We start from the raw sequence: 23,202 nt of genomic DNA on the forward strand, positions 1-23,202 counted from the left end.
GGGGCACGGATCGATCGGCGCTCACCACGTCTGCGCCAGCGCGTTAACCGTTTACTTGGTGGTGTAGCCGCCATTGATCAAAATTGTCTGGCCCGTCACCCACCACCCGTCACTGACCAGGTTACGGATGAACGGGACCACATCCTCGATATCTGTCAGGCCCGTGCGCGAGAACGGCGACAGCGCGGCAGCCGTCTTGTGGTAACTGACCGCATCCTCACCTTCGGCCGGGTAGAAGAACGGCGTGTCCATGGGACCCGGCCCTACTGCCGTGACCGAAATCCCCCGAACGCCCAGCTCCTTCGCCGCCGCCCGCGTGAATTGCTCTACCGGAGCCTTGCTGCCGGCATACGCCGCGTAGAAGGGGGTGAAAGCGCCCAGCAATGAAGTGACGATAGTGCAGATCTTGCCATTGTCATTGAGGTGCTTGCCGGCTTCCTTGATAAAAAAGAACGCAGTCTTGGAATTGACGGCCATCATCTCGTCGTACTCCGCCTCCGTGATTTCAGCCATTGGCTTTTTCAGCACCTTGCCCACGGTATTGATCGCGATGTCCGGCCTGCCAACTGCCGCGACGGCATCATTGAAGAGTTTTTCCATCGCCCCCGCCGTGGTCAAGTCCGCTTGCAAAGCGACAGCCTTCGCGCCTAGCGCCTCGATTGCGGCAACGGTTGTGTTCGCGTCAGCCTGGCTGGAGGCGCTGTTGTAGTGCACGACCACAGCCTTGGCGCCATGCTTGGCCAGATCGCGGGCGATCAACCCTCCGAGGTTCTTCGCACCACCCGCGATCAGTGCAACCTTGCCGTTGATTGAATGATTAGGCATGACAACATTCCTTTAATTGGGAGAAGTACGCCGCCATTCTAGAGTGACCCCCGACAAAGATAAGCACACCTTGGCTGGATGCAGTGTCCAGAGATATTGCCTAATCACAAAGGCCCTATCGGTGAATGAAAAGTACGCAGATAACTTGGACAGTGTGCAGCAGCGGCTTCAACAGCTGGGTGCGGTGATAACCCGCCAGACGTTTTCGTTTCCCGGTGGCAGCCGGTTCCACTTCACCGATCCGGATGGGTATGAGTTAGCGGTGTGGAGTGTTGCATCGCTGACTTGAGCGTTCAGGCACCAAAATTGAAGGCAATGGAGATTCGCGGCCGTGTGCCTTCAAAGCGGCGTACCGAATGCATCAACCACGACGGAAACATCACGAATGTGCCCGTGGCGGCGGCGCAGGTGCTGCTGAACCCAGCAGTCAGGCAGTCTTCTACTCGCATGCGCAGTGCCGGGTTATAGGTCGAAGCCACCATGCCGCGCGGGTCCAGGAACTCCAGGTCGCCGCCCACCGCCGGGTCATCCTCGCGGCCACCGGCATCGACCCAATAAACACCGGACCAAAACGCCCCAGGGTGGCCGTGAAGTGCATTGCTGTGGCCCGCCTCATTCACGTTGACCCAGGCGTTGACCTTCCACTCGAAGCCGGGCTCGATGAACCCATATTGCTCGCTGTGCACGACGGTCATTTGGGTGGCGAACTGCGTGGCAAACCTCACCAGGGCTTCACAGGCCTCCCCGCCCCACTGCGCAAAATCACCGGCCGACTGCCAACCTCCGGCATTGCTGCGCTGCGTGCCGTAAACGTCGTCTGCCATGCGCTGGGCAATCTGGGCCTTGAGCTCAGTATTCAGCCTTTTCGCGTCGGGAAACTGAATGCTGGCCAATGGGCTTGGAAACAGCCGGCGGATGTTGATGAGCTGCGGGTCCAGTGGGTGTTCAAGGAACTGCATCGACGTTCTACCAAGTTGTGCAAGTCACTGAAAAACATACCGAATAGACGCAGTGACCGGTGTAAACCTTTGTTAAAAACTTGAGGGTTATTGATAGGTGTCGGCAAGTCGGCTAAAAAAGCTTTTGCAATCGCTCAAGCACGTGACTGCATGCATTCTTGAACCGCAAGGCCCCGAGGCTCGACAGGGTCTGTGTAATCCAAGCGGAGTACCCATTATGGAATACGACGAAAAACTGATTGAGGAAGCCGTACTTGCCCTGCTGACCACCTTCAGCTTTGATAACGGCAACTCATGGAAAGGCCACGACTTTCAAATAATGAACCGGCTTCACGCGCAAGGTTTTATCAGTAATCCGGTGAACAAAAACAAGTCCATTTGGCTGACGCAGGAAGGCTTGGAACGGGGCCGGCAAATCGCCGATCGGTTATTTGTCGCAACCCCTGAGGCCAAGCGTTCATCCAATCCGGACACCTGAAGCGCTCGCGGGGCCAGAAGCCCGGCCACGGAGTGTTAAACCGCGCTTCATCTGTTTATCCTCAAGACTCCCCGACCTGCCAACCCGGAGCCGCCATGGACCTCGCCACCCTCGCCCTCTTCCTCCCCGCCTGCTTCGCCCTGAACATGGCCCCCGGCCCCAATAACCTGCTATCCGTGAGCAACGCTACCCGCTATGGCTACCGCACCTCCTGCCTCGCCGGTCTCGGCCGCCTGCTGGCCTTCGCCGGCATGATCGCCCTCGCATCCGCTGGCTTGGCGGTGGTACTGCAAACCTCGGAGTTGTTGTTCTACGGGATCAAGATTCTCGGCGCGGCGTATCTGTTTTACTTGGCATATCAGCTATGGCGCGCAGACCCGCAGCAGGTAGAAACCGCGACGAGCAAGGTAGGCCTGTGGGCCTTGGCGCGGCAGGAATTTCTGGTGGCCGCGGGCAACCCCAAGGCGATCCTGATCTTCACCGCCTTCCTCCCGCAATTCGTGGTGCCCGGCCAACCCATCACCGCGCAATTTGCCCTGCTGGGTGTGATGTTCCTGGCCCTGGAATGGGTCGCCATCAGTGCCTACGCCTATATGGGCCTGCATATGCGTCGCTGGTTTGCCGAGCCGAAGGGCAAGCGCCTGTTCAATCGCTGCTGCGCAGGTTTGTTGTCAGCGGCCGCGGCGGTATTGTTGACTGCGCGCAGGGCGTAACCGCGGTGGGAGCGCCCTTGGCAGCCGACGCCGATCGAGCTGTGCCCCGCGATCCAAATGTGGGAGCTGGCTTGCCTGCGATGGCGGTGGTTCAGTTGAAAATTCAGTGACTGACACACCGCCTTCGCGGGCAAGCCCGCTCCCACAGGGGATCTGTGCCAGGCACTGATTTTGATGGCAATGCATGACCAATGTGGGAGCGGGCTTGCTCGCGAAGGCGGCCGGGCAGCCGACGACGATTCAACTGATGCCCAAGTTGCGTAGATACCTATGCTATCTCAACCGCAAACCATACCTCACCTCCACCAGCGCCACACCGCCCCTCTCAAGATAGCGCTCAGTCCCTGCCTCCTCGACACACCCCGCCCTGCGATAAAATCGAATCGCCCGTTCATTACCAGCCAAGACCCACAGCGTTAAACGCTCTTAGCCCTGCGCCAACAGATCCTGCAGACCGGCATTCCACAAGGCCAGCCCGACGCCGGAGTACCAATGCTCGGCGAGCACGTAGATGGCCATGACCTCACCTGCATTGGCCTGCACGGCGTCTTCGTCACGGCTGGCGCCAACGGATATCCAGCCGACAATCTGCTGGCCCACCTCGGCAACCCATACCGTCGACTCACCCGAGGCAAGCGAGCGAGCCCAATGGGCTTCGCGCCGAGCAAGCGTTACTTGCAATCCGCTCAAGAACTGGGCGGGCATCAGGTCACGGTAGGCGTCTTGCCAACTGCTGATATGCACCTGGGCAATGGCCTTTGCGTCGGCGGGTAATGCTCTGCGAATCACGGATAGGCTCCTGAAACACGGTTATTTCAGTATGCATGCCCATCGATGACAGTTGCAGGGCGCGGGTTCCGGCGTCGATGAAGAACGCCGGGGCCCGCGTGAAGGCTCCAGCCCATGTCACCCCTTGGTCAGATCCACCAAAGGCGTCTGCCGCACCTCAGTCTCCCGCCCACCCTGAATCTCGCTGACCTGCTTCAAGGCCTTTTCAACAGCCGCCTTATCCGCCAACAAGCTGTAGCTGATACGGAACTGCTTATGTTCCTTCGCCCCGATCGTAGGCACCAGGTTCAGTGGCCGCTGATAACGACGGTTATAGGAAAAACTCGTCCCCGGCTCCAGCCCCGTGACATAGCCCTGCCCTTGGGTATCAGTGTTCTTCCACAGGGAAAACACCGGCAGTGTCTGCGTATTGAAACCCACCGAAACCCCCAGGCTGCCGGCCTTGTTATGCAACACCGTCAAGGTATCACCCTTGGCATCGGCATACGGCACCACGTTGTAAACCGTTTCGTCATAGTCCTTCGTCGGTGCGCGATAGGTTTGCCAATCGGCCAGTTCGCCCTTGGCCTTGTCGTTGAACGGCGACACCTGCTTCACCGGCGCAACGAACCGCGCGCCTTGCTCCAGGAACGGGGTGCTGAAGTTACTGTGATACAGCGCCTGGTATTCCTTCGGATAATCGCCATTGTTGGTCAGCGTGTCGTTGAGGGCGAACACCACACTGCCAGGCTCGGTGACCAGTTCGGTCGCAACAGAGAAATCGACCTTCTTGAACGCCTGCTCTTTCAACTCGCCACGCAGGGTGATCGCGTACGGCGGTTTTTCATCGATATGCAGGGTGACTTTGTTCGCAGGAATATTGGCCGCCCGCCCGTGCAGGGTCAGCAGCTCGCCGTTGTCGATACCAGGGTGCCCGACCCATTCGTAGCCGCAGCGGGTGACCAGCTCATTGAAACCTTCCAACCATCCCAGACCACCGCGGCCATTGAGCTCGATGAAGGAAGGATTAACCACTTCCTTGACCGGCGAATCCCAGCCCATCCGCACATCGCCAACCGACGCCTGCAACACGTTCATGCCACGCGTCGGCACCACCGAGAGCTTCATCGTGCCGTTATCGATATCGACGATGCTCACGCCCTCCTGCCGACCACCGTGCAAGGTGCGCAGAGTAACGCTGAAGGGTTTGTCGGTTTGGATGCCGAGTTGCTGGCTGGTGACCTGCCAGTTCTGGGCGGCTTTGTCGGTGTCTAGCAGCACGTAATCCCAGGCCATGGCGTGGGAGGCGGCAGAGAATGCGCTGAGGGCAACGAGGAGTTTTAGTGGGGTCATGGCGGTGGCCTTTATTGGAGTTGTTTGCGATTTATAAACTCGATGAAACGTTTCAGCAAGCTTAATAAGCGAGACGGTGCATGGAAATATCAAAAAGGATTGAGGGAATATTCGGGAGATTGAGACGGTGCGATTGCGAGCACGACGGACAACAAAGTGGATGGGTTGATTTATCTGCTGGGTCGTCATCAGCTTCAGCGTATCGAAGCCATTTACAACCTCAAGGTTGATCCTCCAACGCATTGACGCTTATAGTCCGCCCCGTCGCCCATATGGCGATCAGGTTTGGCGACCTGACTATCGGATGCAAAAGCACTGCGCTTTTTTGCAGAAGCTGCTGCACATTCGCAAAGCTGCCTCAATGGCAGCTGTGCGCGGGAGACCTTCGGGTCTGCCGGGTCTCCGATACCGGTTCGCCAACCTGCGTACAGCTGCCACCCGATCGTTTGGCGACGACTGGGTGGTGGTTAACTGCGGTATTTATCGGAGATTCAAAGATGGAAAGATATATCCCCCTTACCGGAATCGATCTGGTTCCTGCATCCCTGCTCATTGACTCAGAAGCACCGCTTGATGTGCTGCAAGCGATGGCTGACTACCGCATTCGCACCGTGACTCAAGTGCTGGAGAACATTGCCTTTCGGGGTGAGGTAGACGCTGACTGCGTTGTGCTTTCAGACTTCGCACAATTGTTGGCTATACCGTTGCGTGACGGATGTGACCTGATGGATGTCATCGGACGGCGATTGCAGAAGGAGGCTTTCGAGGCGGAAGTTGCGCCTGCCGAGACCGTTAGCTAGCGGATGATCTCCGCGCGCTGGAGTCGAACAGGCCAGCGCGTGGGGAACGTCGCCTCGCTGACTGCAATCGACCCATCGCGGACACTCAGGTTTCTACGAACGTGGATAGACTCGCTATTTGCAAATCTCGGTTAGCAATTCAATTGAGGCCCTCAACTCCAACTCTGTGAAAGTATTGCCCGAATCTGGGTGATGGATTGAATTTCGTATATAGGTGCTAAGCGTTTCATAGGTAGTATTCCCATAGCCAGAAGGCTTCGCATGTTTTGAAGGGTCGTAGCTCGGATGCGCTTTTATAAAGTTGTCGCATGCTTTGACTGTACCTACACTTTCTTTGTCCTGAAGCCACCCATAAAGCTCAATATGATAATCATTTGATACCACATCAAAAGCTAGATAGGTCGTCTCAGCCGTAGTGATCGAAGGCAAAACCGACGGGGCGTCTATATTTCGGCAGGCAATGACACCATCGGTCTCTTCTAAAGTCACGACAATGCTGTCCACCTTGTCAATCAGGGCTTCTTTGAGAACGTGATCCGAATGAGTCGCAAATATAAGCTGAGCCTTTTGCTGTCCGCTCAGAGAGAACAAGCTCTTGTAGTAACTCAATATTTTTCTTTCCCATTTAGGGTGCATGCTTAGCTCAGGCTCATCTATCATGATGGCTGCGCCATCTAGGATATTTGTATTTTTAAGTAGGAATATACCTCTAAATACGATTTGCTTCTCGCCAGTACTCAATCTATCAACTGGTATAAGCTTACCATTTTTGGAGAACAGAATGGTTTTCTCACCTTCCATGTCGTCCACCTTCTCGTATTTCATTTTTTCAAAAAAACTGTCAAATGCATTTTTAAATCTATACAGCTTTGAAGTTTGATAAAAATCATCCCAGGATCTTGGATTACTTCCTAGCGCCTTATTAGCTTCCGAATAACCGGCATTATCCTGATTTACCACATCAACAATTAGCTGTTTAAGCGAAGTAAAATCCTCCGTAATATCAACGTCGTGCTTATTCTTATCCAGTTCGCTAGTAGTGGTTGATGTTATTTTCTGAGTTTTATAGTCTGATCGCGCCTTAGAATAAACGCATCCATAATGCCTCAAGTCATTTGTTTCCGAAGTTAACAAGCCAGGATTATTACCCCTGTCATACCTGATATTTTTAACATTGCCACCTTGGTCAACAATATCAAAAAACGGTTTATGTGTAGTTCCATCAGTTGGCGCTGCAGTTCTGAATATATTATCGCCAATGGCGTACTCGATATAGTCAAAATCCTCATACGGACCGAGATTCAGAAAACTGCTAATCGCTTCGAGAATTGTTGACTTGCCTGTTCCGTTTTCACCAGCCAAAAGAATGGTACTGTAAGGCGTCCCGGTTCTATAGTTAATGAAATCCAAGGTAAGATCACCCAGTACCGGATGCTTGTTCCATTTTATTTTTCTGAGCTTCATGTTTGCCCTCCATGGAAAATTAAAAAAGATCATATAACATTATTTTTTGAGCAGCCTCCCATTAAAACTAATGGTATCTACGCTGGCAATGTGCATGAAGAGTTTTGGACTGCCGAGCAATAATTATCGCAACGGTAGGCAGCCGAACGCTATAAATTTGAGTTCACAACCGGCGAACGGCCCCCCCCTTGATCAACTTCTGTTTGACGAGCCTCCTCGATGGAGGTGAGCTCATTTAGGTTTCGTAGATACTGAGTGACTGCTCTTGGCCGATTGCTACCTTTCGCTAGGGGCAGCTTTCGACCCCAACAGGGCTTTCAGGTGTGAGGGCAATTACGTCAGAGGTCAGGATACTGTGCTTCCTCTCTTGATTGGCTTTCATGCCACTCCTCCCAAAGTTTCGCATCTGCATCAAATAGTTCACGAGAGACAGTGCGTGGCCTGATCTCATCAATATCCTGTATATCCGTTGCAAATACGTAGCGGTTGGCACCATTGAGGATGATCGTTCGAATAAATGCCGCTTCCGTAAGACTCAGCGTGGTGCCTCGTTGAGGGGGGCGATAACCAACACAAGCGAATAGAAGATGCTTGGGGCTCAGAGGAAGGAAAAGTCTTGTGCCTGGCACACCCCAGCCACCCTCCAGGCTCAACTTCCCGTTCACTCCGACGCCCAGTCTCGTGAACGGGTTATCGGTGGTTGGCCAGGTGATTCCAGGGGGAGCCTGCAGGATGGTCCATCGATGAGTTGGTATGCGATGGATTGTGTTCTTGAGGATGTGTTCGAGCTGCCAAATCCAAAACTTCCGTCCGTTCAACACCCTCGCTTCGATACCTTCCTCGCCGTCCTCATTCTTTACACGATGGAGTTTGAGCGGAAGCTTGCTGTATGGGTCTACAACTGGGGCGGGTTCAAGCTTGATACCGGCAGCTAACGCTTCGCTAACTTTGGCAACCGACCCTTTCATCGATTCAGACAAAAATGCTCCAAGCGTTTCGTCCTGGCGCTTCATAAATCGCTGCAAGCCGGCGGGCGTCCTGACGGATTGAGCTACGGCAAAGCGGAATAAATTGTTCCAATCCTCGCTGGTTAATCGCGACTCGCTCACCACCTTAGCGATCGCCGCGAATCCAGGCTCTTCGAAGTCACGATCAAGCCAGCGCTCTATCTCATCGCTATCTTTAGACCCCGAAAAGTAAGTGTACAAGTGTTGGTGTTTCGCAATACTTTTGGGTGAGTGCGGCTTCCAGATCTCGGATTTTTCATGTGGCACCAAAAGCCTGTAGGTAAGGATTTTACCATCGATCGTCCACTGCCTCAGGTAGGCCTGAGGTACATAGTGGTTGTCCTTTTTGAAGTTTTCCATCTCGGAGTTAAATCCTCATTGCTCTGCCATAGTGCAGTAAGCCGTCTTCAAGATTCGTGAGCGGGATCAGAAAAGCTGACGCACACGCCCTTCAAGCAAGCTTCTTCCAAGAGAAAAGAACCAGCACTGTGTCAACAATGCGAATCCCCAGACGATAAAGAAGCTAGCCTTCGAGAACTGAAATGTTTCGGGCTCATACCACCACCAAAGAACGGGGATAGCAAAGAAAAGTCCTACCAACACACGCCACAGCGAGTGAAGTGCTGTCCCGATTTCTGTCCAGGTGGAGCGCCAGAATGTAGAACGAGCTTTGATCAGCTCTGTTTTCTTCCAAACAAAGCGGTCAAAGAGAACTGCTATGAGATAAGGCGCTGGCAAAGTGATCAGGTACCAAAGTACTTTATCAGGCGGCATCTGAGCCTTAACGGCAGCGTCCAGCAGCTTAACTCCACCTGACCAGTAAGCGATGAAGGTAGGGACGCTTCCCAAAGCCAAAGCAATGAAAAATTCTTGATACAGCCTCTTGCGCTTATCCATAGCTACCATAACGTTAATTTTTAGAGCACCATGGTAACGGCCTTGTGCCACTACAAGCCAGTAGCCTGAGCCTGATTGCTTCAAGTAGGTCCTTCGGTGCGGAATGCGCATTTCTCGTGTCTACCCACGCCTACCCCTTTCCAGCTGGCGCGCCCACTAGAAGGCCTGGGAGGTTTCTGGTAGCTCAGGCGTCCTTGTTTACTGCTCCAAAAAATAAATTACCCTTAGTTTTATTATTCACAAAATGACCGATTATGTCCGAAATCCGTCGGTTACATCCGCTCTCAAAAAATCCAAACTCACACCACAACCCCCACACCTCTCCACCAAAAAATCCACAAACGCCCTAACCCGCGCCGGCATCGCCCCTCCCCCCACAAACACCGCATGAATCGGTTCCACATCTCCAGGATTAAATTCCTCCAACAACACCACCAACTCCCCCCGTCTCACTTCCTCCACCACACTAAACGCCCCAATTCTCGCCACCCCCGCCCCCAGCTTCGCCAACTGCGCCAATGCCTCGCCGCTATTTCCCTCAATCGTCCCGGCCACCTTCAACGAAAACTCCCGCCCCTCCACCCGAAACGGCCAATCCGGCGCCGCCCTACGGAAGTTGAAGCGCAGACAGTTGTGTTGCAGTAAATCCTGCGGCGTCACGGGGGTGCCATGCCGTGCCAGGTAGTCCGGTGAAGCAACGATAACCTGCCCGGTAGAGCCGATAAGGCGAGCAGTCAGAGGGCTGTCGGCGAGGGGACCGAAGCGGATGGCGACGTCGGCCTGGCCGCCGAGGATGTCCACGACTTCGTCGCCGAGCATCAGGTCGACGACGATGGCGGGATAGCGGGCGCTGAAGGCGGCGATCAGGGGGACGATGGTCATGCGGCCGTGGGCCAGTGCGGCGCTGACGCGCAAGCGTCCGCGTGGGGCGCCCTGGTCGGTGATGGCGTCTTCGACTTCGGCCATGTCGGCGAGGATGCGTCGGGCGCCGCGCAGGTAGGCTTCGCCTTCGGCGGTGAAGGTGATGGCGCGGGTGGTGCGCAGTAGCAGACGGGTGCCGATGCGCTGTTCGGTGCGGGTAATGATGCGGCTGATGGCCGATGGGGTCAGCCCCAAGGCCCTGGCCGCGCCCGACAGGCTGCCGTGCTCGGCGACCATGGTGAACACTTCCATCTCTCCCGAACGCCCGCCGATGTCCATTTGTGCCTCCTGCGCAAAGCTGTAGTTCCCAACCAAGGGCTACTGCTGCAAAAGGCAGGATTGTAGCATTTGGCTCACAGATGAGGAGTCACCCATGCGTATCAATCCCCCCCTTGTAGCATTGTCCGTCGGTGCCTTTGGCATCGGGGTCACAGAGTTTGCCCCTATGGGCATGTTGCCCGGTATCGCCGCTGATCTTGACGTCTCCATTCCTGCTGCGGGGCTGTTGGTAAGCGCCTACGCCATGGGCGTGTTGATTGGCGCGCCGATCATGACCCTGGCGACGGCCAGGGTGCCCCGCCGTTATCTGCTGATAGGGCTGATGGCGATTTTTACCCTGGGTAATTTGCTGTCGGCGTTGGCCAGCAACTACCAGACATTGATGATCGCCAGGCTGGTGACGTCGCTCAATCACGGAGCGTTCTTCGGGATTGGCTCGATCGTGGCCGCAAGCCTGGTGGCGCCCGAGAAGCGCGCGGGGGCTGTGGCGGCGATGTTCATGGGGCTGACCCTGGCAACCATTGGCGGCGTACCCCTGGCGACCTGGTTTGGCGAGAACTTTGGTTGGCGCACCGCGTTCTGGGGCATCAGTGGGCTTGGCGCGGTGGTCATGGCGGCGCTGTGGTGGGCCTTGCCCAATGCGCCGGCACCCAAAGGCGGCGGGCTGATGGCGGAAATCCGTGTGCTGGGGCGCGGGCCGGTGCTGGCCGCGCTGGCCCTGACCGTGGTGGGCTCGAGTGCGATGTTTACGGTATTCACCTACATCGCGCCGATTCTGCGCGATGTCACCCATGCCTCGACCAACTTCGTCACTGGAATGCTGGTGCTGTTCGGAATCGGGCTCACCCTGGGCAATGTGTGGGGTGGCAAATCTGCGGACCGCTCAGTGGACCGCACTTTGATCATCTCGCTGGTGGTGTTGATTGCTGTGCTGTTGGCTTTTTCGGTGCTTATGCAATGGCCGCTGCCCGCGGCGTTGTCGATCCTGCTGTGGGGTGCTGCCAGCTTTGCCCTGGTACCGCCGCTGCAGATGCGGGTGATGGAGGCAGCAAAGGATGCGCCTAACCTGGCTTCGGCGATGAACATCGGTGCGTTCAATTTTGGCAATGCGATTGGTGCGGCATTGGGTGGCGCGGTGATCAATGCCGGGCTGGGCTACCCGGCCATTTCCCTGGCAGGCGCACTGATGGCGGGCCTGGGCTTGCTGATGGTATTGGGGCTGAGCTGGCGTTCGCGGCGGGCCGACGCACGCGCTGGCCGGGAGACGGTGCAAGCCTGAGTAGCGTGCAGGTTGTTCGTCTAGACTTCATGCACCTTTCAACCCGAGGAGCCTTGCGATGAACAACAAGAATACGATTTGCCTCTGGTACAACGGCGATGCCCTGGAGGCAGCGACCTTCTACGCGCAGACCTTCCCCAACAGCGAAGTAAAGGCCGTACACCGTGCGCCTGGCGACTACCCATCCGGCAAGCAGGGTGATGAGTTGACTGTGGAATTCACCGTACTGGGTATCCCCTGCGTGGGCCTCAATGGCGGCCCCCTGTTCAAGCACAGTGAGGCGTTTTCCTTTCAGGTGTCTACCGAGGATCAGGAGGAAACCGACCGGTTGTGGCATGCCATCATCGACAACGGTGGGCAGGCGAGCGCTTGCGGTTGGTGCAAGGACAAGTGGGGGCTGTCGTGGCAGATCTCGCCGCGGGTGTTGGTCGATGCAGTTACCAGTAAAGATCCTGCCGTCGCCAAGCGTGCATTTGAAGCGATGATGACCATGACCAAAATCGACATCGCTGCCATCGAAGCCGCCATTGCCGGAAACTGAACGGTGGGAGCGCTCGAGCCTTAGCGAGGCCGCGATGGCGGTGGGTCAGGCAACATAAATGCCAACAGCACCACCGCCATCGCAGGCAAGCTCCCACATCTGGATTGCGCGCCCTCTCCCATGCGGCAAAAAAAGTCATACAACGGACGCCCGGTTGCGACACGGGCGATACCGGCCTATGTTCCAAGCCATGCTGTTTTTTTGCTGCCCCCCGCCCTACGTCCATCCCGTAACCAGGAGACGACATGCCCACGCCTTCACGCCCTGCCGTACTTGAACTGGTCGGCAACACCCCGCTGGTCAAGGTCAGCCGCTTCGATACCGGCCCCTGCACGCTGTTTCTCAAGCTTGAATCGCAAAACCCCGGTGGTTCCATCAAGGACCGCATCGGCCTGGCGATGATCGACGCCGCTGAACGCGACGGTCGCTTGCGCCCGGGCGGTACCATCATTGAAGCCACCGCCGGCAATACCGGCCTGGGCCTGGCGCTGGTGGGCCGGGCCAAGGGTTACCGGGTGGTGTTGGTGGTGCCCGACAAGATGTCCACGGAAAAAGTGCTGCACCTCAAGGCCATGGGCGCCGAGGTGCATATCACCCGCTCCGATGTGGGCAAGGGCCATCCCGAGTATTACCAGGACGTGGCGGCACGTTTGGCCAAAGATATTCCGGGCTCGTTCTTCGCCGACCAGTTCAATAACCCGGCCAACCCATTGGCCCACGAGACCAGCACCGCGCCGGAGATCTGGGCGCAGACCCAGCACGACGTAGACGCCATTGTGGTGGGCGTCGGCTCGGCCGGCACCCTCACCGGCCTCACGCGTTTCTTCAAGCGCGTGCAACCCGAACTGGCCATGGTGCTGGCCGACCCGGTCGGTTCGGTAATGGCCGAATACAGCCGCAGCCGCACCCTGGAAACTCCCGGTTCCTGGGCCGTGGAAGGGATAGGCGAGGACTTCATCCCCTCGATCGCCGACCTGTCCAGCGTGCGCCACGCCTACTCCATCAGCGATGCCGACAGCTTCGACCACGCCCGCCAATTGCTCAAGGCCGAAGGCATCCTCGGCGGCTCATCCACCGGCACCCTGCTCGCCGCGGCCTTGCGCTACTGCCGCGAGCAAACCGAGCCCAAGCGCGTGGTCACCTTCGTCTGCGACACCGGTACGCGCTATCTGTCTAAGGTTTACAACGACCAGTGGATGAACGACGCGGGCCTGCTGCAGTACAAACACTACGGCGACCTGCGCGATCTGATCGCGCGCCGCTTCGAAGACGGCCGCGTGATCAGCGTGAGCCCCGACGACACCCTGCTCACCGCCTTCCAGCGCATGCGCCTGGCGGACGTGTCGCAACTGCCGGTGCTGGTCGATGGCCAGACCCTGGTGGGTGTGATCGACGAGTCCGACATCCTGCTGGGCCTGCACCACGACGCCGCAGATTTTTCCATGACCGTCGCCAGCGCCATGACCAACACCCTGCACACCCTGGCCCCCAACGCCAGCCTGGCCGAACTGCAGGCTGAACTGGATCGCGGCCTGGTCGCCATCATTGCCGACGCCGCAGGCTTTCATGGCCTGATCACCCGCGTCGACCTGCTTAACCACCTACGGAGATCCCTTGCATGAGCCAGCCCGATAAAAGCGCGTTTGCCACCCGAGTGATCCACGCCGGGCAGTCACCCGACCCGACCACGGGCGCGCTGATGCCGCCGATCTACGCCAACTCCACCTACCTGCAAGACAGCCCCGGCGTGCACAAGGGGTTTGACTATGGCCGCTCCCATAACCCCACGCGTTTCGCCCTGGAACGCTGCGTGGCCGACCTTGAAGGCGGCAGCCAGGCATTTGCATTTGCCTCGGGGCTGGCGGCGATCTCCACCGTGCTCGAACTGCTGGATGCTGGCGCGCATATCGTCTCGGGCAATGACCTGTACGGCGGCACTTTCCGGCTGTTCGACAAAGTGCGCCAGCGCAGTGCCGGGCACCGTTTCAGCTATGTCGACCTCAGCGACTTGTCGGCGTTTGAAGCGTCATTGCAGGACGACACGCGCATGGTCTGGGTCGAAACCCCAAGCAACCCGCTGCTGAGCCTGACCGACCTGCGCGCCGTGGCCCGCATCTGCCGTGCCCGCGGGATTATCTGCGTGGCCGACAATACCTTTGCCAGCCCCTGGATCCAGCGCCCGCTGGAGTTGGGCTTCGACATCGTGGTGCACTCCACCACCAAATACCTCAATGGGCATTCTGATGTGATCGGTGGTATCGCTGTTGTCGGTGATAACGCTGAATTGGCCGAACGCCTGGGCTTCCTGCAAAACTCCATCGGCGCCATCGCCGGGCCGTTCGATGCCTTCCTGACCCTGCGCGGGGTAAAAACCCTGGCGCTGCGCATGGAGCGCCATTGCAGCAATGCCCTGGACCTGGCCACCTGGCTGGAGCAACAGCCGCAAGTGTCACGGGTTCACTACCCGGGCTTGCAATCCCACCCACAGCACGACCTGGCCAAGCAGCAAATGCGCGGCTTTGGCGGGATGATTTCAGTGGACTTGAACAGCGACCTGGCCGGCGCGACGCGCTTTCTGGAAAACGTGAAGATCTTCGCCCTGGCCGAGAGCCTGGGGGGCGTGGAAAGCCTGATCGAGCACCCGGCGATCATGACCCATGCCAGCATCCCGGCGGCGACGCGAGCGCAATTGGGGATTGGCGATGGGCTGGTGCGGTTGTCGGTGGGGGTTGAGGATGTGGAGGATTTGCGCGCCGATCTGGCTCAGGCCTTGGCCCACATTTAACCGCCATGATCGTTCCCACGCTCTGCGTGGGAACGCATTCGGTGACGCTCTGCGTCACGCTTGGGAACGCAGAGCGTCCCTGGCTGCATTCCCACGCGGAGCGTGGGAATGATCAGTGTGTATCAGGCTTGGGTGATGTTGGCCCGCGCCGCATGCAGCTTCTTGTAGCTATCGATCAAGCGTAAATGCCGGTCCAGGCCTTCCAGCTTCATGCTCGTCGGCGTGAGCCCATAAAAGCGTACACTGCCGTCGACCGAGCCGATCACCGCGTCCATGCGCTCGTTGCCAAACATGCGCCGGAAGTTGGCCTCGTAGTCAGCCAGTTCCAGGTCCTCATCCAGTTCCATCTCCAGCACCGCGTTCATCGCCTGGTAAAACAGGCCGCGCTCAACGGTGTTGTCGTTGTACTGCAGGAACATCTCTACGCATTCCTTGGCCTCTTCATACTGCTTCAGCGCCAGGAATATCAGCAGTTTCAGCTCCAGGATGGTCAACTGGCCCCACGCGGTGTTGTCATCGAACTCAATGCCAATCAGCGTAGTGATATCGGTGTAGTCGTCCAGTTCGCTTTCTATCAGACGCTCGACCAACGCCTGCAGCTCATCCTCGCTGAGGCGGTGCAGGTTGAGGATGTCTTCGCGGAAAAACAGCGCCTTGTTGGTGTTGTCCCAGATCAGGTCATCCACCGGGTAGATTTCCGAGTAGTCCGGCACCAGGATGCGGCAGGCGGTAGCGCCCAAGTGCTCATACACCGCCATGTACGACTCTTTGCCCATGCCTTCGAGGATGCCGAACAGCGTGGCGGCTTCCTGGGCGTTGGAGTCTTCGCCATGGCCGGAGAAGTCCCACTCGACGAATTCATAATCCGACTGAGCACTGAAGAAGCGCCACGACACCACGCCGCTGGAATCGATAAAGTGCTCGACGAAGTTGTTAGGTTCGGTGACCGCCTGGCCTTCGAAGGTCGGCTGCGGCAGGTCGTTCAAGCCTTCGAAGCTACGGCCTTGCAGCAGCTCGGTGAGGCTGCGTTCCAACGCCACTTCCAGGCTCGGGTGCGCGCCGAACGAGGCGAACACGCCGCCGGTGCGCGGGTTCATCAAGGTCACGCACATCACCGGGAACTCACCGCCCAGGGAGGCATCCTTGACCAGCACCGGAAAGCCCTGGGCTTCCAGGCCTTCGATACCCGCCAGGATCCCCGGGTACTTGGCCAGCACTTCGGCGGGTACGTCCGGCAGGGCAAATTCGCCTTCGATGATTTCGCGCTTCACCGCCCGCTCGAAAATCTCCGACAGGCACTGTACCTGGGCTTCGGCCAAGGTGTTACCCGCGCTCATGCCGTTGCTCAGGTAGAGGTTTTCGATCAGGTTGGACGGAAAATACACCACCTCGCCATCGGACTGACGCACGAACGGCAGGGAGACAATGCCACGGGCTTCGTTGCCGGAGTTGGTGTCGAACAGGTGTGAACCGCGCAGCTCGCCCTCGCGGTTGTAGACTTTCAGGCAGTAGGCATCGAGGATTTCACTCGGCAGCTCATCGTTGGGGCCCGGCTGGAACCAACGCTCGTCCGGGTAATGCACGAACGGCGCGTTGGCCAGGTCCTCACCCCAGAACTGGTCGTTGTAAAAGAAGTTGCAGTTCAGGCGCTCGATGAACTCACCCAGCGCCGACGCCAACGCGCCCTCTTTTGTCGCGCCTTTGCCGTTGGTAAAGCACATCGGCGAATGGGCGTCGCGGATATGCAGCGACCACACGTTGGGCACGATATTGCGCCACGAGGCAATCTCGATCTTCATGCCCAGGCCCGCGAGAATCGCCGACATGTTGGCGATGGTCTGCTCCAGCGGCAGGTCCTTGCCGGCAATGTAGGTGCCCTCTGCGGACGTGGAGTTGGGCATCAGCAACGCCTGGGCATCGGCGTCGAGGTTGTCGACTTCCTCAATCACGAATTCCGGCCCGGCCTGCACCACCTTCTTCACGGTGCAGCGGTCGATGGAACGCAGGATGCCTTGGCGGTCCTTGTCGGAGATGTCTGCGGGCAATTCGACCTGAATCTTGAAAATCTGGTTGTAGCGGTTTTCCGGGTCGACGATGTTGTTCTGCGACAGGCGAATATTCTCGGTGGGAATATTGCGCGTCTGGCAGTACAACTTCACAAAGTACGCCGCACACAACGCCGACGAAGCCAGGAAGTAGTCGAATGGCCCCGGTGCCGAACCGTCGCCCTTGTAGCGGATGGGCTGGTCGGCAATGACCGTGAAGTCATCGAACTTGGCTTCAAGCCGAAGGTTGTCGAGAAAGTTGACCTTAATTTCCATGCGGGCACACCAGAATAACGAGCTAAACAAATTGGCCGCCATTATGAAGCGTTTCGCCGGGAAGTCTCAGGGATTTGCGTATGGGCTGCCGATCGGTGCTAACTTCCAACCAGTTAGATAATGTTCACCTCTGCCAGGACAGGCCATGGAACCGATAGCGACTAACGCCGCATTGTTGATCATCGATATGCAAAAAGGCATGGCCGATCCCACCCTTGGCCGCCGCAACAACCCAGACGCCGAGCTGCGCATACAGCAATTGCTCAATGCCTGGCGCCAGGCGCAACGCCCGATCATCCATGTGCGGCATATCTCCCGCTCTGCCGCTTCAGTGTTCCGGCCAGGCCAGCCCGGCTGTGAGTTCCAGGATGCGCTGCACCCCCTGGCCCAGGAGCATGTGGTTGAAAAAAACGTACCAGATGCGTTCAGCGCCACGGGCCTGGAGCGCTGGCTGCACCTGCGCTCGATCCAGCAGTTGGTAATCGTCGGGGTCATCACCAACAATTCAGTGGAATCCACCGCACGCTCGGGCGGCAACCTGGGGTTCGACGTGATCGTGGCGGCGGATGCGTGTTTTACCTTCGATCAAACCGACTTGTCGGGGCGGCTGTGGGCCGCAGAGGATGTGCATGCACTGTCGCTGAGTAACTTGGCGATGGACTATGCAAGGGTGTTCCAAACGAGTGAAATCCTGGCCAGTCATTAATGAGCAATGCAGACATGCATCAGGGCAAACGCACGATGGCGACCGCTTGCCGGCCTGGACGGTTAAAACACCCCGGCATCCTCCAGCATTTGCGGTAACGCCTGCGGCCATACCGTATCGCTCGTGGCGCGCAGCGCCTGTGCCGACCACCAATGATGATCCGCCATCACCTGAGTCTCCTCTACCGTCCACTCGGCCCGGGAAAGCGCGTCGCTGGATGCATGCACAACGAAGTACCGCTCAACCGCCAACACGGTTTCACCGCTGGGTAACATCAACGGGAAACTACGCTCTGCCACGGATTCGCCGATGCTGCTGACGGTGATACCCGTCTCTTCGCGCAACTCACGAATCGCAGCGCTGTGGAAGCTCTCCCCTGCCTCCACGCCACCACCCGGCGTGGCCCAGTAATCCCGGCCGACCAGGGCGCCGTCTTTATGCACGAAGCGAAATAGCAACACTTGCTGTGCAGGGTTTATGACCAGTAATCGTGCGGCTTTGCGTTCACGCATCTGATTGATTCCTTTCTATAAGTGCCGAAACCATCCAGCTCAGAAACGCCCGTAGGCGTGTCGTAAATGCCTCGCACTCGGCGCTCGGGTTGCGTGCTTCAAACAGGAAGTAGGCGATTTGCACGCGCATGGTCGGGTAATGATGAACAAACAGCCCGACGTAGTCTTCCAGGGTTTGCGGCCAGGTTTGCGCATCTTCCGCTCGCAGGATGTGGGTGGCGCGGATCAAGGCCCGTGATGCTTCCCGCTGCAGGCCAAGCCGCGTGTGTTCAGGGCTGGCCTGTTCAATGCGCACCAGGTAAGTCGTGAGCGCCTGTTCAAAATCACCATTGACCGCCAGGGCGATGGCGCGGGACGGGCGAAACGGTTCGACGTGCAGTGACAGGTCTTCGCCCCAGAGACAGCGGCAATGATGTTTGAGCCAGAAGCCCCAACTGTTTCGGTTTTCGGGCGCCAACACCTGGGCGCGGTGGCCGATGTCGAAGTCGATCTTGGTGACGCTCGGATGCCGTTGCTCCAAAGCGAGTCGGGCCGACTCCAATTGTTCAAGCACCGGCGCATTCGGTGGTTCGACCAGTATCAGTGAAAGGTCAAGGTCGCAAACTCCGGCCTCGCCCTCGCCCCGTGCAATGCTGCCATACAGGTAAATCCCGTGCAGCCCCAGCTCAGGCCGGGACAAAGTCGTGCAGATGTCCGTCAGCAGGGGCTGGAACTCGGGTTGTATAGGCGTATCGGCAACGGTGAGGATATAGCCATCGGCATCGATGCCAGCAGGTTTTTGGGTAGTCACGGGCGGTGCACCTCAATCACCAACCCTTCCTCTTCACTCGGCACACTGAAATGGCGAGTGATCAGGTCGAACTCGGCATCGCTGGCGGCAAAATCGTGGTCACCTCGGGCGTTGCGGGCGTGCAGGCGCGCACGACAGGTGGCATCGTCCAGCTCCAGGTAATGCAGGCAGTGCGGCACCTTGGCTGCCTGGGCCAGGCCGAGTAACCATTGACGATTGGCGAGGGTATTGGCCGGAAAATCCAGCACCACATTGACGCCGCACGCCAACAGATCGATCACCAGCGGCTCAAGTACCCCACGAACCCGCAGGGCACAGCGCAGGTAGTCGGCAATGCTCTGGATTCCGCCGGGATAGAGATTGGCCAGCCACTGGTCTTCGCTGAGCACAATGGCCCCCTGCTCGGCGGCCAGGGTTTTGGCGAGTGTGGACTTACCGGATGCGATCTTGCCGCAGAGCAGATGCAGGGTGGGCATAACGCTATTCCTCATGTCGGGCCAGGAAGGATGAGTCATATAGCCGCTGTGGTAAACATAAGCAGGCATAGGTATCTACGTAACTTTGTAGGCGGTAGCAGCAGACGGTAACCACGATGCGAAGCGAGCCGCTCTTGATCTGCTTGTGATCTTGATCTCAGGCGCCCCGTTAAACCACGTTGGCCGGAATTCGACAGGGATTACGGGCACACCGAGCCCAAGCGAGGTGCCGAGTGGTGGGGCAAGAGCGTTTTGCTTACTTTTGCGCTTTTCAAAAGTGAGCCGCCGTCAGGGCGGAACCCTAGGTGGCCGTTACCTAAATAACGGATATGTACCCGGTCCAACTGTGTTGACTGTTAGGCCGCCTTCGCAGGCAAGCCAGCTCCCACAGTTGGATGGTGGGGTGTCAGGTAGATAGATGTCGGCTGTCAGGCCGTCACGGGAGCAAGCTCCCTCGCCACAGGTTCAGCGTCGCACCAAAATTGTGTAGATACCTATGCATATGCAGGGGAACGCCGGATCGAAACACACCTCGACACGCCCTCCCAGTGAACTTTCTTACAAGTGCCATGCTCCTTTCCTATGCGAAGTCAGCGCGCCCTGAGCCCAGGGTGCAGAACGATAAGGAGCCGCCACCAACATGACTACCCTCTCCACTTACCCCGTCGTCAGGCCTGGGCCGTTGCACGGGACTTTGCTTGCCGGCACCGTGCCGTTGTTTCTCGGGGCCTTGCTCAGTGATATCGCCTACGGCCAGACCTACCAGATTCAGTGGGCCAATTTCGCCTCCTGGCTTATCGCAGGAGCCTTGGTGTTCTGTGGTTTTGCCCTGCTGTTTGCACTGGTCAACCTGGTGCGCGCCGAACACAAGGGCGGGCGCCCGGTGGCGTACTTCCTGCTGTTGCTGGGCACTTGGGTGCTGGGGCTGGTGAACGCCTTTCAACATGCCAAGGATGCCTACGCCATGATGCCTGCTGGCTTGGTGCTGTCGGCGATCGTCACCGTGCTGGCGATTGTCGCCACCTGGATCGGCTTGACCAACCTGCGCTCAGGAGCTGCCCGATGAAACCACTCAACACACTGACCCTGCTCAGCGCCGCCCTGTTGCTGAGTGCCTGTGGCGGCGAAGGTGACAAGACCCAGGCACGCGGCCCTGACCCCAAGCTGCCCGAACAACAAAGCAGCCTGTTGCCGAGCATGAAGATTGCCGAGCCCACGCCGTGGGGCGATCAAAAGCCCAAGGTACCCGAAGGCTACAGCGTCACCGCCATCGCCACCGACCTTGCGATCCCGCGCCAGACCCTGGTGCTGCCCAACGGCGATATCCTGGTGGCCGAAGGCCGTGGCGGCAGTGCGGCCAAGCTCAAGCCCAAGGACGTGATCGCCAGTGTGATCAAGGCCCAGGGCAACACCAAGGTCAAGGGCGGCAACCGCATTACGCTGCTGCGTGACGCCGACGGTGACGGCACCTATGAACTCAAGACCGTATTCGCCGACAACCTCAACGCCCCTTACGGCCTGGCATTCGCCGACGGCAAACTGTATGTGGCCAACCAAGACGCACTGGTGCGCTTTGACTACGCCGACGGCCAGACCAAGGCCAGCGCCCCGCCCGTCAAAGTCACCGACCTGCCGGCGCAGATCAACCATCACTGGACCAAGTCATTGGCCGTCAGTGACGACGGGCGTCAGCTGTATGTGGGCATCGGTTCCAACAGCAACATCACCGAACGCGGCATGGAAGTGGAGATCGACCGCGCAATGGTCTGGCAGATCGATGCCGCCACCGGTGCGCATAAGCCCTACGCTACAGGCCTGCGCAATCCGACGGCGCTGACCATCCAACCGGGCTCAGGGCAACTGTGGACCGTGGTCAACGAGCGCGATGAACTCGGCCCCGACCTGGTGCCAGACTACCTGACATCGGTGCGTGAAGGTGCCTTCTACGGCTGGCCCTACAGCTACTGGGGCCAGAACGTCGACCCCCGCGCACAACCGCAAAACCCGGCCAAGGTGGCTGCGGCGATCAAACCCGATTACAGCCTGGGCTCCCATGTGGCCGCGTTGGGCGTGGATTTCTCCATCCCTGCCATGGGTGAAAAATTCGCTGACGGCGCGTTTGTCGGCGAGCACGGCAGTTGGAACCGTGACAACCCAGTGGGCTACAAGGTGATCTTCGTGCCGTTCAGCAACGGCAAACCGGCGGGCGAGCCCATCGACTTTGCCACCGGCTTCCGCGGCGACGACGGCAAGACCCGTGGGCGTCCAGTGGGGGTGACGGTGGACCCCAAAGGCGCGCTGATCATTGCCGACGACTTGGCCAATACGATCTGGCGCGTCACGCGTAACCAATAACCGCAGATGACAGGGGCTGCGACGCCCCTGTCAGCCGTCACTCTGCAATTGTGCGTCAAGCCAGGCCAACAACGCCGTAATCTCCTCCCGACTGCCCGTCCCTTGCTGCCTGTAGACCGAAATAGCCTCGGGCAAAAACACGCTTTCTGCGCAGGGCCGCACCAGCGCCCCACTCTCTATCAGCCGGCTTGCGGTACGACGCCAACCCATGGCGATACCGTGCCCTTCCACGGCAGCTTGCAACATCAGCGGGTAACTGTCGAAGGTGGCACTACGCGCATCCCTGGGCAACGTGTGGCCGAACATCTGCAGCCACTCATCCCATTCCATCAAGTGCGGCGGCTCGGAGCTGTGGTGCAGAAATGTACAGGGCTGTAATTCAGTCAGCGCTAACGGCTTTTCCGGGCAGAGGTAGCCGGGGCTGCACACCGGGAACACCTCGTCGGAGGCGGTGAACATCAACGTATGGCTGCCACTGGCGCGCCGGGTACTTTGCAGGGCCACATCGAAATGCCCGTCGAACTGGGTGATCGGCCGCGTACAGGTCACCACCTGGATCTCGATCTGCGGGTATTGCTGGTGGAAGGTCGCCAGACGCGGCATCAACCAATAGAACGCCTCGCATAGCTGGCATAGCAGTACCACGCGATTGCGCTGGGGCGATGTTCTCAGGCTGACCGCGCCCTCACTGATGCTCTGCAAGGCCTGGCTGACCACCCGCCCCAGCTCACGCCCTTCTTGCGTCAGGAACACCCCACGGTTGCGCCGACAAAACAGCTTGACCCCCAGGTTGTCTTCCAGCCCGCGAATCTGCCGACTGACAGCCGCCTGAGTAATGTGCAATTCATCGGCCGCCTTGGAGAAACTCTCCAGGCGCGCCGCCGCTTCAAACGGCAACAAACTGGCCAGCGGCGGTAAGGTTTTGCCAAGTGCATTCATAATCTGTGGTTATGCATCCAAGGCTGAAAACTCG

The 23,202-nt window shown here is 58.2% G+C and carries 22 protein-coding genes and 2 pseudogenes; 11 read left to right on the top strand and 13 right to left on the bottom strand.

All coding sequences use genetic code 11. The features are described 5' to 3' along the window. Positions 1–51: 51 nt before the first annotated feature. Positions 52–825: an SDR family oxidoreductase gene (locus tag AB4P90_RS15730; RefSeq protein ID WP_038450297.1), complete on the bottom strand. Its 774-nt coding sequence runs from the start codon at positions 823–825 to the stop codon at positions 52–54. 133 nt (positions 826–958) lie between these two features. On the opposite strand from AB4P90_RS15730, the pseudogene AB4P90_RS15735 reads away from it, so the two are divergent. Beyond that, positions 959–1,114 (top strand): annotated as a pseudogene (locus AB4P90_RS15735) (VOC family protein); the annotation flags it as partial. Positions 1,115–1,118: 4 nt separating this feature from the next. On the opposite strand, the gene AB4P90_RS15740 reads toward AB4P90_RS15735, so the two are convergent. Next, a complete protein-coding gene (locus AB4P90_RS15740; protein WP_032902435.1) occupies positions 1,119–1,784 on the bottom strand; it encodes a TIGR02466 family protein in 666 nt (221 codons plus the stop codon). 217 nt (positions 1,785–2,001) lie between these two features. Between AB4P90_RS15740 and AB4P90_RS15745 the strand changes: the two genes are divergently transcribed. Then, a complete protein-coding gene (locus tag AB4P90_RS15745) occupies positions 2,002–2,262 on the top strand; it encodes a DUF6429 family protein (RefSeq protein ID WP_395605112.1) in 261 nt (86 codons plus the stop codon). A gap of 95 nt (positions 2,263–2,357) precedes the next feature. Continuing rightward, positions 2,358–2,975 (top strand): LysE family translocator, encoded by a 618-nt coding sequence (locus AB4P90_RS15750; RefSeq protein ID WP_032902438.1) that lies wholly within the window; start codon positions 2,358–2,360, stop codon positions 2,973–2,975. A 273-nt stretch (positions 2,976–3,248) separates the two neighbouring features. Here AB4P90_RS15750 and AB4P90_RS15755 read toward each other — a convergent pair. Together AB4P90_RS15755 and AB4P90_RS15760 are read right to left on the bottom strand one after the other, a co-directional pair. Next, positions 3,249–3,764: pseudogene (locus AB4P90_RS15755) on the bottom strand (GNAT family N-acetyltransferase). Positions 3,765–3,881: 117 nt separating this feature from the next. Beyond that, a complete protein-coding gene (locus AB4P90_RS15760) occupies positions 3,882–5,096 on the bottom strand; it encodes an aldose 1-epimerase family protein (protein ID WP_395605113.1) in 1,215 nt (404 codons plus the stop codon). A gap of 497 nt (positions 5,097–5,593) precedes the next feature. Between AB4P90_RS15760 and AB4P90_RS15765 the strand changes: the two genes are divergently transcribed. After that, positions 5,594–5,896 carry a hypothetical protein gene (locus AB4P90_RS15765; RefSeq protein ID WP_395605114.1) on the top strand — a complete coding sequence of 101 codons (303 nt, stop codon included), beginning with the start codon at positions 5,594–5,596 and terminating at the stop codon, positions 5,894–5,896. A 114-nt stretch (positions 5,897–6,010) separates the two neighbouring features. Here the strand turns inward: AB4P90_RS15765 and AB4P90_RS15770 are convergent, their stop codons facing one another. The 4 genes from AB4P90_RS15770 to AB4P90_RS15785 form a co-directional block, all read right to left on the bottom strand. Beyond that, positions 6,011–7,360 (bottom strand): AAA family ATPase, encoded by a 1,350-nt coding sequence (locus AB4P90_RS15770; RefSeq protein WP_395605115.1) that lies wholly within the window; start codon positions 7,358–7,360, stop codon positions 6,011–6,013. Between the two features lie 338 nt (positions 7,361–7,698). Beyond that, positions 7,699–8,727, bottom strand: coding sequence for a DUF4238 domain-containing protein (locus AB4P90_RS15775; RefSeq protein ID WP_116667391.1), 1,029 nt, complete (start codon positions 8,725–8,727; stop codon positions 7,699–7,701). A gap of 66 nt (positions 8,728–8,793) precedes the next feature. After that, the gene (locus AB4P90_RS15780; RefSeq protein ID WP_395605116.1) at positions 8,794–9,348 is read right to left on the bottom strand and encodes a hypothetical protein; all 555 of its coding nucleotides are present in this window, start codon (positions 9,346–9,348) and stop codon (positions 8,794–8,796) included. Between the two features lie 168 nt (positions 9,349–9,516). Continuing rightward, positions 9,517–10,464, bottom strand: coding sequence for a LysR family transcriptional regulator (locus tag AB4P90_RS15785; RefSeq protein ID WP_395605117.1), 948 nt, complete (start codon positions 10,462–10,464; stop codon positions 9,517–9,519). 94 nt (positions 10,465–10,558) lie between these two features. Here AB4P90_RS15785 and AB4P90_RS15790 point away from each other — a divergent pair, with 94 nt between their 5' ends. From AB4P90_RS15790 to AB4P90_RS15805, 4 genes are all read left to right on the top strand, one after another. Next, positions 10,559–11,743, top strand: a complete 1,185-nt coding sequence (locus tag AB4P90_RS15790) for an MFS transporter (protein ID WP_020302295.1) — start codon at positions 10,559–10,561, stop codon at positions 11,741–11,743. A 58-nt stretch (positions 11,744–11,801) separates the two neighbouring features. Beyond that, the gene (locus AB4P90_RS15795; protein ID WP_073452359.1) at positions 11,802–12,284 is read left to right on the top strand and encodes a VOC family protein; all 483 of its coding nucleotides are present in this window, start codon (positions 11,802–11,804) and stop codon (positions 12,282–12,284) included. A 245-nt stretch (positions 12,285–12,529) separates the two neighbouring features. Further along, complete coding sequence (locus AB4P90_RS15800; RefSeq protein ID WP_395605118.1) at positions 12,530–13,906, top strand: pyridoxal-phosphate dependent enzyme; 1,377 nt, start codon at positions 12,530–12,532, stop codon at positions 13,904–13,906. Then, complete coding sequence (locus AB4P90_RS15805; RefSeq protein ID WP_014718631.1) at positions 13,903–15,069, top strand: cystathionine gamma-synthase; 1,167 nt, start codon at positions 13,903–13,905, stop codon at positions 15,067–15,069. The genes AB4P90_RS15800 and AB4P90_RS15805 overlap by 4 nt, the downstream gene beginning before the upstream one ends. A gap of 122 nt (positions 15,070–15,191) precedes the next feature. Here the strand turns inward: AB4P90_RS15805 and AB4P90_RS15810 are convergent, their stop codons facing one another. After that, entirely contained in the window at positions 15,192–17,390 is a 2,199-nt protein-coding gene (locus AB4P90_RS15810; RefSeq protein WP_395605119.1) for an OsmC domain/YcaO domain-containing protein, read from the bottom strand. A 145-nt stretch (positions 17,391–17,535) separates the two neighbouring features. Here AB4P90_RS15810 and AB4P90_RS15815 point away from each other — a divergent pair, with 145 nt between their 5' ends. Then, complete coding sequence (locus AB4P90_RS15815) at positions 17,536–18,096, top strand: cysteine hydrolase family protein (RefSeq protein WP_014718633.1); 561 nt, start codon at positions 17,536–17,538, stop codon at positions 18,094–18,096. 62 nt (positions 18,097–18,158) lie between these two features. Here the strand turns inward: AB4P90_RS15815 and AB4P90_RS15820 are convergent, their stop codons facing one another. Genes AB4P90_RS15820 through AB4P90_RS15830 form a run of 3 tightly spaced genes read right to left on the bottom strand, consistent with a single transcriptional unit; the run spans position 18,159 to position 19,874 of the window. After that, positions 18,159–18,608: an NUDIX hydrolase gene (locus tag AB4P90_RS15820; RefSeq protein WP_395605120.1), complete on the bottom strand. Its 450-nt coding sequence runs from the start codon at positions 18,606–18,608 to the stop codon at positions 18,159–18,161. After that, positions 18,601–19,398, bottom strand: a complete 798-nt coding sequence (locus tag AB4P90_RS15825) for a nucleotidyltransferase domain-containing protein (protein WP_395605121.1) — start codon at positions 19,396–19,398, stop codon at positions 18,601–18,603. Before AB4P90_RS15825 ends, AB4P90_RS15820 begins: the two co-directional genes overlap by 8 nt. After that, the gene (locus AB4P90_RS15830) at positions 19,395–19,874 is read right to left on the bottom strand and encodes an AAA family ATPase (RefSeq protein ID WP_395605122.1); all 480 of its coding nucleotides are present in this window, start codon (positions 19,872–19,874) and stop codon (positions 19,395–19,397) included. Before AB4P90_RS15830 ends, AB4P90_RS15825 begins: the two co-directional genes overlap by 4 nt. Before the next feature lie 640 nt (positions 19,875–20,514). Between AB4P90_RS15830 and AB4P90_RS15835 the strand changes: the two genes are divergently transcribed. Together AB4P90_RS15835 and AB4P90_RS15840 are read left to right on the top strand one after the other, a co-directional pair. Continuing rightward, on the top strand, positions 20,515–20,940 hold the full coding sequence (locus tag AB4P90_RS15835) for a DUF2231 domain-containing protein (RefSeq protein WP_054921373.1): 426 nt from the start codon (positions 20,515–20,517) through the stop codon (positions 20,938–20,940). After that, positions 20,937–22,229 carry a sorbosone dehydrogenase family protein gene (locus AB4P90_RS15840; protein WP_014718638.1) on the top strand — a complete coding sequence of 431 codons (1,293 nt, stop codon included), beginning with the start codon at positions 20,937–20,939 and terminating at the stop codon, positions 22,227–22,229. Before AB4P90_RS15835 ends, AB4P90_RS15840 begins: the two co-directional genes overlap by 4 nt. Positions 22,230–22,259: 30 nt before the next feature. Here the strand turns inward: AB4P90_RS15840 and AB4P90_RS15845 are convergent, their stop codons facing one another. Continuing rightward, a complete protein-coding gene (locus tag AB4P90_RS15845) occupies positions 22,260–23,168 on the bottom strand; it encodes a LysR substrate-binding domain-containing protein (protein WP_058411001.1) in 909 nt (302 codons plus the stop codon). Between the last annotated feature and the right edge of the window lie 34 nt (positions 23,169–23,202).

It is taken from the genome of Pseudomonas sp. B16120, assembly GCF_044218845.1.
In the GTDB taxonomy this organism is placed as follows: domain Bacteria; phylum Pseudomonadota; class Gammaproteobacteria; order Pseudomonadales; family Pseudomonadaceae; genus Aquipseudomonas; species Aquipseudomonas paracarnis.